At 63.0% G+C, this 15,084-nt stretch carries 16 protein-coding genes; 2 read left to right on the top strand and 14 right to left on the bottom strand.

Annotation, left to right across the window (positions count from 1 at the left end; all coding sequences use genetic code 11):
- Positions 1-9: 9 nt before the first annotated feature.
- The gene (locus ACI77D_RS20725) at positions 10-1,374 is read right to left on the bottom strand and encodes an MFS transporter (RefSeq protein ID WP_064452913.1); all 1,365 of its coding nucleotides are present in this window, start codon (positions 1,372-1,374) and stop codon (positions 10-12) included.
- A gap of 535 nt (positions 1,375-1,909) precedes the next feature.
- Here ACI77D_RS20725 and ACI77D_RS20720 point away from each other — a divergent pair.
- Positions 1,910-4,726 carry an ATP-binding protein gene (locus ACI77D_RS20720; protein WP_407017387.1) on the top strand — a complete coding sequence of 939 codons (2,817 nt, stop codon included), beginning with the start codon at positions 1,910-1,912 and terminating at the stop codon, positions 4,724-4,726.
- 82 nt (positions 4,727-4,808) lie between these two features.
- Here the strand turns inward: ACI77D_RS20720 and ACI77D_RS20715 are convergent, their stop codons facing one another.
- Genes ACI77D_RS20715 through ACI77D_RS20655 form a run of 13 tightly spaced genes read right to left on the bottom strand, consistent with a single transcriptional unit; the run spans position 4,809 to position 13,629 of the window.
- The gene (locus ACI77D_RS20715; protein WP_064452914.1) at positions 4,809-5,855 is read right to left on the bottom strand and encodes an EscU/YscU/HrcU family type III secretion system export apparatus switch protein; all 1,047 of its coding nucleotides are present in this window, start codon (positions 5,853-5,855) and stop codon (positions 4,809-4,811) included.
- Positions 5,856-5,858: 3 nt separating this feature from the next.
- Positions 5,859-6,671 carry a type III secretion system export apparatus subunit SctT gene (sctT, locus tag ACI77D_RS20710; RefSeq protein ID WP_064452915.1) on the bottom strand — a complete coding sequence of 271 codons (813 nt, stop codon included), beginning with the start codon at positions 6,669-6,671 and terminating at the stop codon, positions 5,859-5,861.
- A 6-nt stretch (positions 6,672-6,677) separates the two neighbouring features.
- Complete coding sequence (gene sctS, locus ACI77D_RS20705; RefSeq protein ID WP_003208314.1) at positions 6,678-6,947, bottom strand: type III secretion system export apparatus subunit SctS; 270 nt, start codon at positions 6,945-6,947, stop codon at positions 6,678-6,680.
- Between the two features lie 10 nt (positions 6,948-6,957).
- Complete coding sequence (gene sctR, locus ACI77D_RS20700) at positions 6,958-7,611, bottom strand: type III secretion system export apparatus subunit SctR (RefSeq protein WP_017137580.1); 654 nt, start codon at positions 7,609-7,611, stop codon at positions 6,958-6,960.
- Positions 7,608-8,609, bottom strand: coding sequence for a type III secretion system cytoplasmic ring protein SctQ (gene sctQ, locus ACI77D_RS20695; RefSeq protein WP_407017386.1), 1,002 nt, complete (start codon positions 8,607-8,609; stop codon positions 7,608-7,610). The genes sctR and sctQ overlap by 4 nt, the downstream gene beginning before the upstream one ends.
- Positions 8,606-9,052 (bottom strand): hypothetical protein, encoded by a 447-nt coding sequence (locus ACI77D_RS20690; protein ID WP_064452917.1) that lies wholly within the window; start codon positions 9,050-9,052, stop codon positions 8,606-8,608. Before ACI77D_RS20690 ends, sctQ begins: the two co-directional genes overlap by 4 nt.
- 16 nt (positions 9,053-9,068) lie before the next feature.
- Complete coding sequence (locus tag ACI77D_RS20685; protein WP_064452918.1) at positions 9,069-10,391, bottom strand: FliI/YscN family ATPase; 1,323 nt, start codon at positions 10,389-10,391, stop codon at positions 9,069-9,071.
- Positions 10,388-10,972 carry a type III secretion system stator protein SctL gene (sctL, locus tag ACI77D_RS20680; RefSeq protein WP_407017385.1) on the bottom strand — a complete coding sequence of 195 codons (585 nt, stop codon included), beginning with the start codon at positions 10,970-10,972 and terminating at the stop codon, positions 10,388-10,390. Before sctL ends, ACI77D_RS20685 begins: the two co-directional genes overlap by 4 nt.
- Positions 10,969-11,583: a type III secretion protein gene (locus ACI77D_RS20675; protein ID WP_407017384.1), complete on the bottom strand. Its 615-nt coding sequence runs from the start codon at positions 11,581-11,583 to the stop codon at positions 10,969-10,971. The genes sctL and ACI77D_RS20675 overlap by 4 nt, the downstream gene beginning before the upstream one ends.
- Positions 11,580-12,362, bottom strand: a complete 783-nt coding sequence (sctJ, locus tag ACI77D_RS20670) for a type III secretion system inner membrane ring lipoprotein SctJ (protein ID WP_259762370.1) — start codon at positions 12,360-12,362, stop codon at positions 11,580-11,582. The genes ACI77D_RS20675 and sctJ overlap by 4 nt, the downstream gene beginning before the upstream one ends.
- A 4-nt stretch (positions 12,363-12,366) precedes the next feature.
- Complete coding sequence (locus ACI77D_RS20665) at positions 12,367-12,801, bottom strand: hypothetical protein (protein WP_407017383.1); 435 nt, start codon at positions 12,799-12,801, stop codon at positions 12,367-12,369.
- A gap of 9 nt (positions 12,802-12,810) precedes the next feature.
- Positions 12,811-13,053 (bottom strand): hypothetical protein, encoded by a 243-nt coding sequence (locus ACI77D_RS20660; protein ID WP_262665246.1) that lies wholly within the window; start codon positions 13,051-13,053, stop codon positions 12,811-12,813.
- A gap of 12 nt (positions 13,054-13,065) precedes the next feature.
- Positions 13,066-13,629 (bottom strand): type III secretion protein, encoded by a 564-nt coding sequence (locus ACI77D_RS20655; protein WP_407017421.1) that lies wholly within the window; start codon positions 13,627-13,629, stop codon positions 13,066-13,068.
- Positions 13,630-13,677: 48 nt separating this feature from the next.
- Between ACI77D_RS20655 and ACI77D_RS20650 the strand changes: the two genes are divergently transcribed.
- A complete protein-coding gene (locus ACI77D_RS20650; protein ID WP_221295088.1) occupies positions 13,678-14,442 on the top strand; it encodes a tetratricopeptide repeat protein in 765 nt (254 codons plus the stop codon).
- The last annotated feature ends 642 nt before the right edge of the window (positions 14,443-15,084 follow it).

The following is a 15,084-nucleotide window of genomic DNA, read 5'->3' as shown; positions in this document are numbered from 1 at the left end:
AACGACCTGTTACGCTTTTTTCCCATAGGGCAGCAAACGCAGACCGCTGGCCACACTGCCCACCAGCGCAAACACGCAACCCAGCCATAACGCATATTTCGGGCCGCTGGTCAGTGACAGATGGAAACAAAACGCCACTAACGACGCACCCAGCGTTTGCCCCAACAGGCGTGAAATCGCCACGATGCCACTGGCCCCGCCGCTGCGCGCGAGCGGTGCGCTGGTCATCAACGCCTTGAGGTTGGGCGATTGGAAGAAGCCGAAACCGGCGCCGCACAGGGCCATACGCCAGCCGATGTCAAAGGCTGACGCCTCATTACCCAAGGTCGCCAGCGCAGCCATACCCACGCTGAGCATCAACAGGCCAATACCGCACAACACGCCCAAAGACACCCGATCCGCCAGCCGCCCCGCCACCAATGCCATGACCGCAACCACGGCGGGCCAGGGCGTCATCAGAAAACCGGTTTCCACCTGGCTATGGCCAAGGACTGCCTGCAACAGGAACGGTAACGACACAAACGCCAGGCCCTGGGCGCTGAACGCACAGATGGCCGTGAGGGAAGACAGCGCAAACACCGGCCGCTTGAACAAGTCCAGGGCCAGCATCGGCGCCGGGTGTCCAGCCTGCCGACGCAACAACCACGCGCCGCATACCAGCGCCACGGCGATCAGGCCGAGGGTCAACGCGCCTTGGGCACCGTGCACTGCCGTACCCAGCCCGAGCACCAACAGGGCAAACAACCCGGCACACAGCAACGCGGCGAGGCGGTCGAATGCATGCCCGGTCATGGGCAGCGTCGGCAATGAACGCAGACCCAGGCCCAACGCCAACAAACCCAATGGCACGTTGATCAGGTACAACCAGTGCCAGGTCGCCACCGACAGAATCGCCGACGCGGCAGTGGGCCCGAGGGTGAACGCCAACCCCACGACCAACGAGTTATAGCCCAAACCGCGCCCGAGCATTTTTGAGGGGTAGATATGCCGCAGCAACGCCGTGTTCACGCTCATGACCGCCGCCGCGCCAAGCCCTTGCGCCACCCGCGCGGCCGTCAGGGTCAACAGCGACCCGGCCAGCCCGCAAAACAGCGACGAGACAATAAACAGCAGCAACCCGCCGAGATACACGCGGCGGTGTCCCAGCACATCACTCAACGACGCGAACGGGAGCACCGTGGCAATAATCGCCAACTGATAGGCGTTGACCACCCAGATCACTGAGGCCGAGTCGGTGCCGATACCTTCGGCCAAGGTCGGCAACGCCGTGTTGACGATGGCCGTATCGAGGGTCGCCATGCCGATCCCCAGGGAGATGGCGATCACGGCGGGCAGGCGTTTGTTGAGGGGCAACCCATCGGCAACAGAGGACATGAACAATCCGCACAGGTGACAAAGGCCTCTAGATTACGGGCAGCGGGGATTTTTTTCAGTGGCCAATTGCCTGGCTGTCGGAATTTTCATGTTCAACGAGGGTGTTCACTGACCCTCAACTCAACAATCAACGGCGGTCAATAACCGCCAAACCATCACCGTTTTAGTCGGCATCCCGAACGACACAATTAGAAATATTCGTGTTTCCGAACGAAGCCATCGCAACGTTGCCGACGACCCTAAAAATCACCATAAATTTCATGCGGTTGTTGTCATCTTTGTTACATGCCAACTGGCATACATTCTGCTTTATGCCTATTTCCGGTAATAAAATGTTTCAGGTTTGAGACAGTCTCATCCTCTGAAACAGGACGCGTGACACCCCCATAACAACGACCACGCCCCAAAGGAGGGCGGCCTTTCCGACTTTTTGATCGACATCAACTTTCCAAAACTGCTGCTGCACATCTGTACCCCAAAGAGGGCGAATGGCCTGATCGCCAATCACAAGCCCGACTATAAAAAGGACGAATTGATGAGCTCGAGCAAGAACCACGCAGTGTCCTGTACGGACGCAGACCACCCGACCCTGGCACCCGCCGAGAGTGTCCTCGGCTTTGGCCCCTTTCTGTTACTGGCAAGGCAGCACGTGTTGCTGCGCAACGGCGAACCCGTGACGCTGGGTAGCCGCGCGCTGTACCTGTTGATTGCGCTGGTGACCCGCGCCGGCGAATTACTGGAAAAAGCCGAACTGATCGCCTTCGCGTGGCCCAAGGTGGTCGTAGAGGAATGCAATCTGCGCGCGCAGATCGTCGCCCTGCGCCGGGCACTGGGCGACGACGGCAACTTCAGCTATATCGTCACCGTGCCGGGCCGAGGCTATCGCTTTGTGGCGCCGGTTACCGTGCAAACCAGCAATGAAGAAACCCTGCCGGTACCCTATGCCCGGGCAGAGGAACCCACGCTGCCGCGGCCGCCCTGCGAAGTGATAGGCCGCGACACGTTGATCGCCAGCCTTGCCGACCAGGTGCTCAGCCAGCGTTTCGTCACCCTCACCGGCCCCGGCGGCATCGGCAAGACCACCGTCGCCATGGCGGTGGCCCACCAGTTGGCCAGTGCGTTCAAGCTGGACACCTGCTTCGTCGACCTGGCGCCCGCCACCAGCGGGCAATGGGTGGCCGGCATGCTCGCCAGCGCCCTGGGCATCCAGACGATCAGCGATGACCCGCTGCACAGCATCACCGCAACCCTGGCCGAACGCCGCTTGCTGCTGGTGTTGGATAACTGCGAACACGTGTTGCCGGCCACCGCCGACGCCGTGGAAACCTTGCTGCGCAGTGCCCCGCAATGCTACGTGCTGACCACCAGCCGCGAACCGTTGCGCGCCGAGGGCGAACGGGTGCACGACCTGGCGCCGCTGCAAGTGCCCGACGAACAGGCCAACCTGTCCGCCAGCGAAGCCTTGGCCTGGTCCGGCGTGCGCCTGTTTGTAGAACGCGTGCGCGCCCTCGACCCCGACTTTGAGTTCAACGACGCCGATGTGTCGGCGGTCAGCGCCATCTGTCGCAAACTCGACAGCAATGCGCTGGCGATCGAGATCGCCGCCGCACGGGTACGCACCTTTGGTATTCAGGATCTGGTCGGCCTGCTCGACGGCAGCTTTCGGCTGCAAATGACCGGCCGGCGCACCGCCCTCGCCCGTCACCGGTCCCTCAGCGCCACACTGGACTGGACCTACTCGATGCTCACTGGCGACGAGCAGGCGATGTTGCGCCAACTGGCCGTATTTACAGGCTCCTTCACGCTGGATGCGGTCAAGGCCATGACGACCAGCAGCAGCCTGGACCCACGCAACGCCCTGCCGTTGCTCGAAAGCCTGATGGACAAGTCATTGCTGATCACCGGTGAAGCGCAGTTGCTCAAGCGCTATCGCCTGCTGGAAACCACCCGCGCCTATGCCCTGGAAAAACTGGCCGAACATGGCGAAGTCAATGCCACCAGCTTGCGTCACGCGCGGTATGCCCTCGGCATGTTGCAGGAAGCCGGGCAGACCCTGGATGGCCTGTCGCCGGAAACCTGGGTTGCCCTCTACGGCCCCGAGAACAGCACCATCCGCTCGGCCCTGGACTGGGCCTATTCACCCAGCGGCGACCTGCCCCTCGCGATCGAACTGACCCTGGTCAGCGTGCCGCTGTGGCTGCGCCTGTCGCTGGTCAGCGAATGCCGCACCTGGGTCGCCAAAGGCCTGGCGAGCAACGCCATCTCCCCCTTGCCGCTGCGCCAGCGCATGCTGCTGCACACTGCCCTGGCCAGTGTGCTGATGCTGACTTACGGCACCGGTGGGGAGATGCGCGAAGCCTGGCGCCAAGTTTGTGAAGACGCCCGCGACCTCGGCGATGCCGAACACAAAATGCGCGCCTTGTGGGGCCTGTGGACCGACCGCTGTGGTTGCAACCAATATGCCGAAGCCCTGGAACTGGCCGAGCGTTATATTGCCTTGAACAGCAGCGGCAACCAGCAATTGCTCGGCAAACGCATGCGCGCCGTGGCGCTGTTTCATATGGGCGATCTGCAGGGCGCGCGACAGAATATCGACGAAGCGCTCGGCTCACCGTCGGCGCCGCGCTCGCACATCATCGACGTGCATTTTGACCAGCGCATCGCCGCCCGTTGCCTCAAGGCCAAGGTGCAATTGCTGGAAGGCGATGTCGACCCGGCACTGCGCCTGATCGGCGCCTGCGTCGACGAAGCGGTCTCACTCGACCACCCGGCAACCCTTTGGTACACCCTGTGCCTGGGCGCAATTCCACTGGCACTGCTCACCTCCAACCTGCCAAAAATGCACTACTACCTTGGCCTGCTGCAAGACAGCACCACCCGCCAGGACCTGCATATCTGGCGGCAATTTCGACGGTGCTTCGAAAGCATCCTGCTGATCCGCCAAGGCTCGCCGGAAGAAGGCGTGCCGCAACTGGGCGAGGCACTGCACCATTTGCAAGGCCAGGGCGACACCCAGCTCTACAGCCTGCTGCGTTGTGAATACGCCCTGGGCCTGGCGCGGCTGGGCCTGGAGAAACTCGCCCTGGAAGTGCTGGAAGACACCCTGCAATTGGCTGTCGGCCGCCATGAGCGTTGGTTTGTGCCGCAGATGCTGCGGATCAAGGCGCAACTGATCCTGCGCCAGGGCGACTACGGTTCAGAGGACAAGGCCAAGGTCATGCTGCGCCAGGCCTGGGTGGATGCACAGTTGGCGGGTGCGCACTTCTGGCGCGCGCAGATTGCAACCGACCTGGCACGCCTGCAGGAGCCCAAATTGCGCGTGGCCTCGCTGCCCCGCTTCCAGCACCGCTAGGTATCTGAACTTGGACTGACTGGAATGAGCGGGGCAAGCCCGCTCACCACAACAGCCCTTCCACAGGTTGATTTAGGTTGGGTCAGATCAGGCGCGCAGCCACAAGCCAATCGGCCACGGCCTGGAACGACGCATCCGGCACGGGGTCGCCGGGCACGGTTTTTTTGGCGATAGCCGCCGCCAGGGATTTGTCCGGCGCATGGGGAATCCCCAGATCGTACGCTTCCTGCAACATCAACAAGGCCTCTTCCGGTGATGCGCGACACACAATCACCGGCACCGGCGTTTCCCCGCGTACATAGCGCACGCCAATCACCCAACCATCGGTGGTGCCAATCATCATCGACGCCCGGCCCAGGCCCAGCTTGGTGGCCAGCGCCTGCATCTCATTGCGCTGGCGGCGCCGTTCGCTCTTGATCAGCGGGTCGCCGTCGATGTCTTTACGCTCGCGCTTGGTTTCGCTGCGGGTCATCTTCATGTCGCGCCCGAACAACCAGCGCTGCATCAGCACGTCCACGGCGCCCACCGTGAGAAACGCGCACAGCACCGTGAACACCAGCGGTTTGAGCACCAGGAAAAACGTCGATTCCATGCACTCGGCACCACAGCGTGACGACTCCATCAGCGCCTGCAACGCGTGCTTGCCGACCACGTAAAACGCGATCGCCAATACATGCACCTTAACCAGCCCCTTGATGAACTCCACCAGGTTGCGCAGGGCGAAGATCTTCTTCATGCCCTCCGCCGGATTGATGCGCTTGAACTCGGGCTTGATCGGGTCCACCGAGAACACAAAGCCGCGCATGGTGATGAGGTTGGTCAGGATCACTACGCCGGTGGTCACCGCCATCACCGGCAGCGTGATCCCGATGATCAATTGTTCGGCATGGTCGAGCACCCGGGGCCACACCGTGGCGAACGGTTCGATATAGATGCGCGCGGTCAGGTCAATCAGCGCCGTTACCTGCGCCATGGCCCGGGGCGCGAGGATGGAGATGCACAAGGTGCAGAACAGAATGACCATGCCCGACACCAGGTCCTGGCTCTTGGCGACCTGGCCTTTCTTGCGGGCGTCGTTGAGCTTTTTGTCCGTGGCCGGCTGGGATTTCTCTTCGCTGGTATCGGCCATGGGCTACTCCATGCCTGCCAGGGTTTTGAGCAGTTCAACGGTGCCGCGAAACTCCGCCAACTGGTCGAGCATCAAGGGGATCAGGAAGCCGATATAGATCACCATCAGGATCGAGAAAAACAGGTTCTTCACCGGCAGCGACAAATCGAAAATGTGCAGGTTCGGCGCCATCCGCGACAGGTAGGCGAGCATCAAGTCGGTAATCAGCAGCGAGATCAGCAACGGGGAAACCATCAGCACGCCGACGCGCATGATCTGGTCGAGGATCGACAGCACCGCCAGCAGCGCCGAGCTGGCAAATACCGGGGTAAACGCCGTCACCGGCCACAACTGGTAGCTGTGGTAATAACCGTCGACCATCAGGATAAAACCGCCGGACATGAAAAACAGCGTGATCAGCATCACCGTCAACAAGGTCGACATCACACTCGATTCCCCGGTTGAAAGCGGGTCCACCAATTGCGCCATGGTCGAGCCGCGCTGCAGGTCGATCAACTCCCCCGCCACCTCTGCCGCCCAGAACGGAATGCCGAACAACAGGCCGATCAGAATGCCGATCAAAAACTCCTTGATCAGCAACCCGGCGATGAACACGCTGCCATGTTCGGGCATGGCGGTCAGTGCTTCGAACACCGGGAAGAACATCGGGATGGAAATGGCCACGGCCACACAGCCACGAATCATCCCGGTGAGGCCCAGGCGATTGAATGCCGGGGTGATCACCACCACGCCCATGGCCCGGCAGGCGGCGAGCGAGGCGGCGCTGATCACCGGGTAGGCGACTTCCAGGAACTGCGCGGTAAGGCTGGCATCCATGAGCGGTCAGCGCGTCCACAGCGGGAAGTTGTCGAGCACCTGGCTCCCCAACTCCGCGACTTGCCCGGCCAGGACCGGGCCGAGGAACACGATGGTCAAAAGGACCGCCACCAGCTTCACCACCTGCGGCAATGTCTGGTCCTGGATCTGTGTCAGCGCCTGGAACAGCCCCACGCTCAACCCCACGATAATCGCCACCCCCAGCGCCGGTGCCGAGAGCATCAGCACGGTCATCAGCGCCTGTTTCATCAATGACAGGAAAACATCCTGGCCCATGGGTCGTGCCTCAGCCGTAGCTCAAAATCAAACCGTGCATCAAGCGCGACCAGCCACTCAGCGACACGAATAAAAAAATCTTCAACGGGATCGAAATCAAATTCGGCGAGACCATCGACATGCCCATGGCCATCAGCACGTTGGACACCAGCAAGTCGACCACCAAAAACGGGATGTACAGCAAAAAACCGATCTCGAAGGCGCGCGTGAGTTCCGAACTGACAAACGCCGGGATCAGCACCACCAGGTCGTCATCGCGCAGGTCAGCACGGGCCTCGGGCGACCAGATGGTTTCCGTGGCCTGCACAAAAAAGCCACGCTCGGACTCATTCGCGAAGCGCTTCAGGTGCGCCTGCAACGGCGGGCGCAGCGCATCGCCCAAGTCCTTGAGTTGCTCCACATGTTCGATGTTGAGATCGCGCCCCTCCACCTGCCGGTACATATCGCCGATCAAGGGCGTGGTCACGTACACCGACAGAATCAGCGCGATGCCGTACAACACCAGGTTTGGCGGGGTCTGCTGTACCCCGAGGGCGTTGCGGATCAGGAACAACACCACCGAGATCTTCATGAAACCGGTGAGCGTCACCACCGCCAACGGGATCAACCCGATCGTCGCAACGACCAGGATAATCTCGATCAGATTCGGCTGATAACCGGTCATGGAGTGGCAAAACTCAGCAGCCGCACACCCAGGCCGTCACCGATTTTCACCAGTTGCCCCTGGCCGACGCGGCGCCCGTTAACCATCAGGTCGACGCTGTCGACGTCGGGCGTATTGAGCTGCAACAGGCTGCCCGCCCCCAGCTCACGCAATTGCGCCAGGGTCAGTTCCAGGCTGCCGACCTGGCACACCAGCTTGAGCGGAAGGTCATCCAGGGCCACAGCAGCATCAACCTCAGTCATCGTGTTCTCCATGTCCAAAAGGGGGGCTTTCAATTCTTCCTGCACACGCAAGGCTTCACACTGGTATTGGCAGCGGGCCTGCAGGCGCCCGTCCAGGTCGAGCAACAAGCCCGAGCCTTGTTCAAGCATCAACACATCGCCGGGGCGCAAACTGCGCAGTTCACCCAGGGTCAGCGACTGCCGCCCGGCGACCAGCGCCAGGGTCTGGCGCAGGGCGGGCAACGGGTCCGGTTCAAGCTGGCCATAGTGGTCGAGTAACTGTGCGATGAGCACGGCGGCGCCTTCGCTCAGATCGAGGTGCGCGCTCATGGCCGGCTGATTGCCAAAGGTCAGCTCAAGCGAAAGGTGCACGGCGTAATCTCGCGGCACGTCGGTGGCCTCCAGCAGCTGCACCGAATGACCGAGCAGCGGCTCGAGGCGCTCGATCAAGTCGAGCACCGCCAATTCCAGCAACAACGCACGCGGCAACGAGGGCAGCAACTGCACATCGAACTGCAGCGCCAGCGGCACCAGCACCTGCTCCAATGCAGCGGCCGAGAGGCGCAGGCGCACCGGGGCGCGGCCGAGCAAGAGCGGCACCTCGCACGGGCTATTGAACGTGGCTGCGGCTGCGGCCCAGCTCACCCGCAGGTCTTGCCCGGCGCATCGGCCCTGCCAGGCCCGACGGCGCCGGTGCAGTTGGTTATGCAGTGCGAGCAAGGCCGGGTCGTAGTGCGTCAGCCACGGCGTCAATGGAACGGCAAGGGCTGCAATCATGTGCCAACGCCTTCGTCACGCAGCTCGCCGATACGGCGTTCATCGCTTTCACGGCCGTCGAGCAGGCTTTGCCAGGCATCGGATTGGCGCTGGCGGCTCAGGCGTTCCTGGCGAAACAGGTCACGCTCGCGCTCCTGGCTTTGCAAGGTAGTGGACACGTGGGTCACGTCGTTTTCCAGCTGCTGCTGGTCATCCGACAGACCGCGCAAACGATCCTGGGCCGCCTGCCAACTGGCCACCGACAAGCCTTCGGTGAGGGACGCATACACCTGGCGGGCTTCCTCGGCGATGGCTTCACGGTGCCGGCGCAATTGCTCCTTGGCGTCGGTCAATACGCCATGGGTGTGCTCGCAGCGCTGCTGCTGGGCAGCCAACTGGCTGGCGGCCCGTTGTTCACGCAGTACCCGCAAGGTTTGCAGGGTGCGCAGTTGGTCGGTTTTCATGGGGTTCGCTCCTGTGTCATGCCAATACCTGGCGCATGCGGATCAAGGTGTGTTCCAGGTTGCTGGGTTCATCCGCGTTCTGGCGCAAGAAGGCTTCGATAGCGGCGTGGCGAGCGATGGCTTCGTCGGCCAACGGGTCGCTGCCGGCGGCGTACTCGCCCACGCGAATCAACATTTCGATCTCGCCGTAGCGCGCCATCAGCTCACGAATGCGCAGGGCCAGGCGCTTGTGTTCCTCACCGGCGACTTGCTCCATCAAGCGGCTGCGGCTGCGCAATACGTCGACTGCCGGGAAGTAGTTACGCTGGGCCAGTTCGGCACTGAGGGCGATGTGCCCGTCGAGGATCGAGCGGGCTTCCTCGGCCACCGGATCACTCGCGGCGTCACCTTCGGTGAGCACGGTGTACAACGCGGTGATGCTGCCGGTGGGGCCGGGGCCGGCGCGTTCCAGCAGACGCGGCAAGATCGAGAAAAACGACGGCGGGTACCCGCGACGGGTCGGTGGTTCGCCCACGGCCAAGCCAATTTCGCGCTGGGCGCGGGCAAAACGCGTCAGGCTGTCCATCAACAGCAACACGTTGCGGCCCTGGTCGCGGTGATATTCAGCCAGGGCGGTAGCGACAAACGCAGCCCGCACGCGCTCGGCCGCCGGGCGATCAGAGGTGGCAACCACCGCTACCGTGCGCGCACGTGCCGGGGCATCCAGTTGCACGTCGAGCAGTTCGCGCACTTCCCTGCCCCGTTCGCCAATCAAGCCAATCACGATCACATCGGCTTCGCTGTTGCGGATGATGCTGGCGAGCAACGACGACTTGCCCACGCCTGGCTCACCGAAGATGCCCATGCGCTGGCCTTGGGCCAGAGTCAGCAAGCCGTCGATGGAGCGAATGCCCAGGGCCATGGAGCGCACGATCAATTGCCGGGAAAACGGTGCCGGTGGTTCAGCGTGCAACGGGTAATGTTGCAAGGCCAGGGTCGGCGGTAGGCCGTCGCCGTCGAGGAAGTCGCCCATGGGGCTGATCACTCGACCGAGCTGCGCGTCACCGACGGCCACACCCAGGGTCTCGCCGGTGGCGGTGATTTGTGTGCGGGTGGACAGGCCCTCCATGGAACCGATGGGCGAAAGAATCGCCTCGTCACCCTCAAAGCCGATCACCTCGGCACTCAAGCTGCGGCCACTGACCGGGTCGCGCAATTGGCACAATTCACCGATGCTCGCCCCGGCGACACTGGCGCGCAACAGCACACCACGAATGCTCAACACGGTGCCATGCATCGGCCGCAGGCGTGTCTGGGTGAGGCGCTCAGTCAGGCGTGGCAGCAGCAGCTCCAGGTTCATGTCACACCTTCTTCGGCAAAGGGCAGCAGGCTGCGGCGCAGGGTTTGCAATTGGGCTTCCACGCCCAGTTCAACCGAGCCGGCCGGGCTGCTGAGGCGGGCCTGGCCGGCACTCAGCTGTTCATCCCCGGCCACGGCAATCGCCAGGCCTTCGAGCGTGAGGCGTTGGCGCAGGGCGTCGACCTCGGCCGGCGGCACCCAGAGGGTCAAGGCCTGGTCCTGGCGAAACGCGCTCAAGGCCTGACGCGTACACCGCGCCACACGATCGGCGCTGTCCAGGTCGCCCAGCACTTCGCGCACGATGCCCAACGCCAGGTCGGCCAGCGACGCCTCCAGGCTGCTCAAGTACTGCTGCACTTGAGACTGGGTGTGCACCAGCAATTGCGCGACGTGTTCGGCGCCCTCTTGCCGCGCGCTTTCAAAGCCTTCGGCGCGGGCGGCTTGCAGCCACTGGTCACTGTCGGCCTTGATTTGCTCGGCCTGCGCTTTGGCTACCTGCAGAAAAGCAAAACCATCGCTCCACAGCGCGGCGTCTTCAGCGCGCAAAATGCGCGCCGTGGGGCGGCTCGGTAATTCACTCATGGGATGATGTCCTCGGCCAGCAGGCACGCGGCGGCGGCCTGTACGATCTCCAGGTCACGCGGCAACCGCGCGCTGTAGCCCTTGGGGAAGTCGAAACGCAAACGCAGCCAACCCCGCCAATCGGCGTGCTGGGCGTGCAGCCACGCGGCAACACAGCCGTGGCCGTCACGGTCGATCGCCTCGATCAGTTCGGCAGGCTCACGCAGCAAATCCGCCGCGCCGCCGAGTTGGCGCAAGGCCAGGGCCTGAACGAAGACCTCCGCGCCCAGGCCTTCACGCAACGCCTGGACCACGTCGCGTCGGATCTCCCGGCTCAAGGTCGCGCCGTGCCAGATGGCGCCGCACAACCTCGGCAAGCGAGCAAATTGCGCAGATGACAGCAGCAATACCGGCAGATCAGCCACCTGTGGGGTGGCCAACTGCGCGAGGGGCGCCAATTGGTAATGACTGACCAGCAACTGCTCCAGGCGTTGACGAAAACGCGGCTGGCCCTGCAGGGCGTGCAGCACTTCATCCGGCAAATCAGCCGCGAAGCACGCGCCCAGGCTGGGGCCTCGCACAAACTGCAAAGGCTCGGCGATCAACCCTTGCCAGCGCTCCAACACGCTCATTCACCCTCCTTGAGCACATACAACGCCTGGGACTGGCGCCGCGCCCAGTGCTGGCGGGCGAGTACCCCGAGAGCGCCAAGGGCGACCAGCAGCAGGCTGCCAAACATAAAGCGTGCCTGGGGCAGGTTGTCTTCCAACAGCCACAAGCCCATAAAGCGGGCCAGCCGCGGTTGCGCCGGGTTCTGACTGATGGCGACGGCGGCTTTGATCGCGGTTACCGAGACGCCTTCGTAGCTCAGGCCGGAAATACCGTTGGCGACCAGCGTCTTGATCTGCGGGATCAGCGTGTTGATGTCGGTGCCCGGGTCGTAGCGCACCAGCACCGAGGCCGAAGACGGTGAAATCACGCGCTTGAGCAAGTCGTTGTCCGGCAGCACCACGTGCACACGGGCGGCGACGATGCCGTCGATCTGCGACACCGAGTGCGACAGTTCTTCGCTCAGGGCGTAAATCATCTGGGCCCGCTCCTGCACCGGCGAGGACACCAGGCCATTGCCCTTGAACACCTCGCCCATATTGGAAAAGCTCTGTTGCGGCAGACCGGCGTTATCGAGCAGCGTCATGGCTTCGGCGAAGCGCTCCTCGTCGACCACCACTTTGAGCTGGCCGTTGTCCTGGGTCTTGCGCTCCGCCGGGATCCCACCGCGCAGCAGCACCGCGACCATGGCGTTGGCATCGCGTTCGCTGAGGTTGGTATAGAGGTCGGTGTTGCACGCTTGCAGCAGGCTGGCGAGCAGGCCGATCAGCAACAGACGCAGTGCGCGGTTTGGGCTTGGCATGGTGTTATTGACCCTTGAGCAACGTGTTGGCGGAACCGGAAATCTGCGTCGCACCGCGCACTACCATCTGGGTTTCGATGGAGTAGTCGAACATCTTGCCCAGGGAATGGACGATCTGATCGACCTGTTGCTCGCCGACCTTTTTCCCAGGCTCAGCGGACGGTGAAGCACTCGCGGTGCGGATCTCAGCCGAGGCCGGCGGCGGTGCCGACGGGTTGTTGGTGAGCAGGTCGGCACGCTCGGAAAAGGCCCGCGTACGGTCGATGAAACTGTTCATGCGCTCCATCAGGCCCGAGCCGATCTGGTGCGGGCTCGCGCCCTCGGGCATGCCCTTGGCGGTGTTGGCCATGTGCTCGAACAGGTTCTGCGAGGCCCCGGCGGGCCCCGCACCGGCGGACGGCGGCAAGGCCGAGGCGCCGGCGGCGAGACTGATAGTCATAGGGGCTTCCTACTCTTCGTCGTCATCGGACATGGCGTCGTTCAGCAGTTCCTGCATCTTCGGCATGATGATGAACTGGCCGCCGATGGTGACGGCCTGGGTGATCAACGCATCGTTGAACTTGGCGTCGTCCGCGTCCGTGGTATCTGCCGGTTTATCCGCCGACTTGGCGTTATCCACTGCGGCGTTGAACTTGGCTTCAGGGGTGACGCCACCGGGGGCGAGGTTAGTGTCTACGGCCGTTACGGACATGGTGCTGCTCCTTTACTGGGTTGGGGTTTCGGTACTGACTTGCGCGCCGCGGAACACTCGCACACCGCGCTCGCGCGCCACCGGGGCGGCCACGGCCGTGGGTTGCAGGTGATCCACATGCTGTTGCACCAGCGCCAGGTACGGCGGCGGGCCGGTCACGAATACTTCATCGCCCTCGGGGCCGCTGCGCATCGACAGTTGCTGGCCGAATACATCGAGGGTATTGAGATAGCCCTGCAACTGGTCGAGGTTCAGCGCACTGGCCTTGAACAATTTGGTGCCGATCTCATCGCTGCTGTTGAGGTACAGAAGGTTGCCGTCGAAGTACCAGGTGAGGCCGTTGGTGCTGCACAGGGTTTGCAGAAACTCACCGGCGGTGGCGGCGCGAATAGTGCTGCGGGCCTTGCCGCGCACCTTCTCCGAGAGCACCAGGGGCACGTCGAGGTTGTGGCCGAATTCTTCCAGCGCACTGCGCACATCCTGATCGACCAGCACGTAGGCATAGGGTTTGGAAAACCATTCGGGCTCGTCGCCAGCGTGGGCAAAACCAGCGCTGAACAGACATAGGAGCGCCAGCAAAAATATGCTTACATGGCCTGCGCCTTCGCCCGACGAGTTGTGACGATGACCAAGAATTTCCTGCTTGCCAGTACCCTGCTGCTGGCTGCCTGTTCCAGCAAACCTGCGACCGATTCCGACAAGTCCCTGCAACTGGCCAACGACCTGAGCAAGCGCGGCGACTACGCCAGCGCGGCTGCGTTGTACGAGCGCGCCACCCAGCAACCGGGGGCCGGCATCGAGTTGTGGCTCAAGCTCGGCCAGGCCAGGCTCGATGCCAAGGACGCGCTGGGCGCAGAGCGCGCCTACCAGCAAGCGCTGGGCCTGGACGCCCACAACGCCGACGCCCTGCTCGGTCTCGGCACTGCGCAGTTGCAGTTGGGCAAAACCCAACGCGCCGTGACTGCCTTGGGCCAGGCTGCCGACATCAATCACCTGCCCGTCGCCTACACCCGCCTGGGCATCGCCCAAGTCCTGAACGGCCAGGCCACTGCGGCACAAACTGCCTTCGCCAAAAGCCTCAGCCTGCAACCCGACGACCTCGACAGCCGCTGCAACCTGGCCCTGGCCTATGCCCTCGGCGGGCAGTCGCAACAGGCGCTGGACACCATCGCCCCCGTCACTCAATCGCCCCGCGCCCTGCCCCGGCATCAGCGTAATGAGCTGCTGGTGATGGTGCTGGCGGGCTATGAGCAAAAGGTTGCCGGATTGCCGTTGGACGATATTCCCGCCGCCGAGCGCGCGCGATTGGTGATCGAAGCCAAGCGCATCAAGGCAATCAGTGATCCGATGGCGCAGGCCAAGGAACTGGGGCTGGTTGATCCGCGTTGATACAGGATTAGCCCGGCGGGACGCCGGGTTAGCCGCACTGTGCCAAGGATGGCCCAGTGCGGCGGCCCACGGACTCAAGCCTGCGTGAGGGCACACCGAGCCCTGGCGAGGTGCCGAGTGGTGGGGCGAAGACCTTTTGGTTACTTTTGGCGGGGCCGGCTTCCAGGCTTTCCAAAAGTGACCCGCTGTAAGGAAGGAGCCGCAGGCGGCCGTTACCGCAGCAGTGGATATGTACGCCGACCAAAGATCCCCGGCGCCCGACACATCGCTTTCGCGAGCAAGCCCGCTCCCACAGTTGGATCGCGGTGCATCAGTTGGAGAGTGATCGGCGATGAGGCCGCTATCGCAGGCAAGCCAGCTCCCACAGTTGGATCGAGGTGCATCAGTTGGAGAGTGATCGGCGATGAGACCGCTATCGCAGGCAAGCCAGCTCCCACAGTTGGATCGCGGTGCATCAGTTGGAGAGTGATCGGCGATGGGGCCGCCATCGCAGGCAAGCCCGCTCCCACAGTTGGATCGCGGTGCATCAGTTGGAGAGTGATCGACGATGGGGCCGCTATCGCAGGCAAGCCTGCTCCCACAGTTGGATCGCGGTGCATCAGTTGGAGAGTGTTCGGCGATGGGGCCGCTATCGCAGGCAAA

Source organism: Pseudomonas sp. O39 (assembly GCF_045447295.1).
GTDB lineage: Bacteria > Pseudomonadota > Gammaproteobacteria > Pseudomonadales > Pseudomonadaceae > Aquipseudomonas > Aquipseudomonas antarctica_A.
The sequence above is the reverse complement of the archived record's forward strand: the minus strand, read 5'-3'. Positions and strand labels throughout refer to the sequence as shown.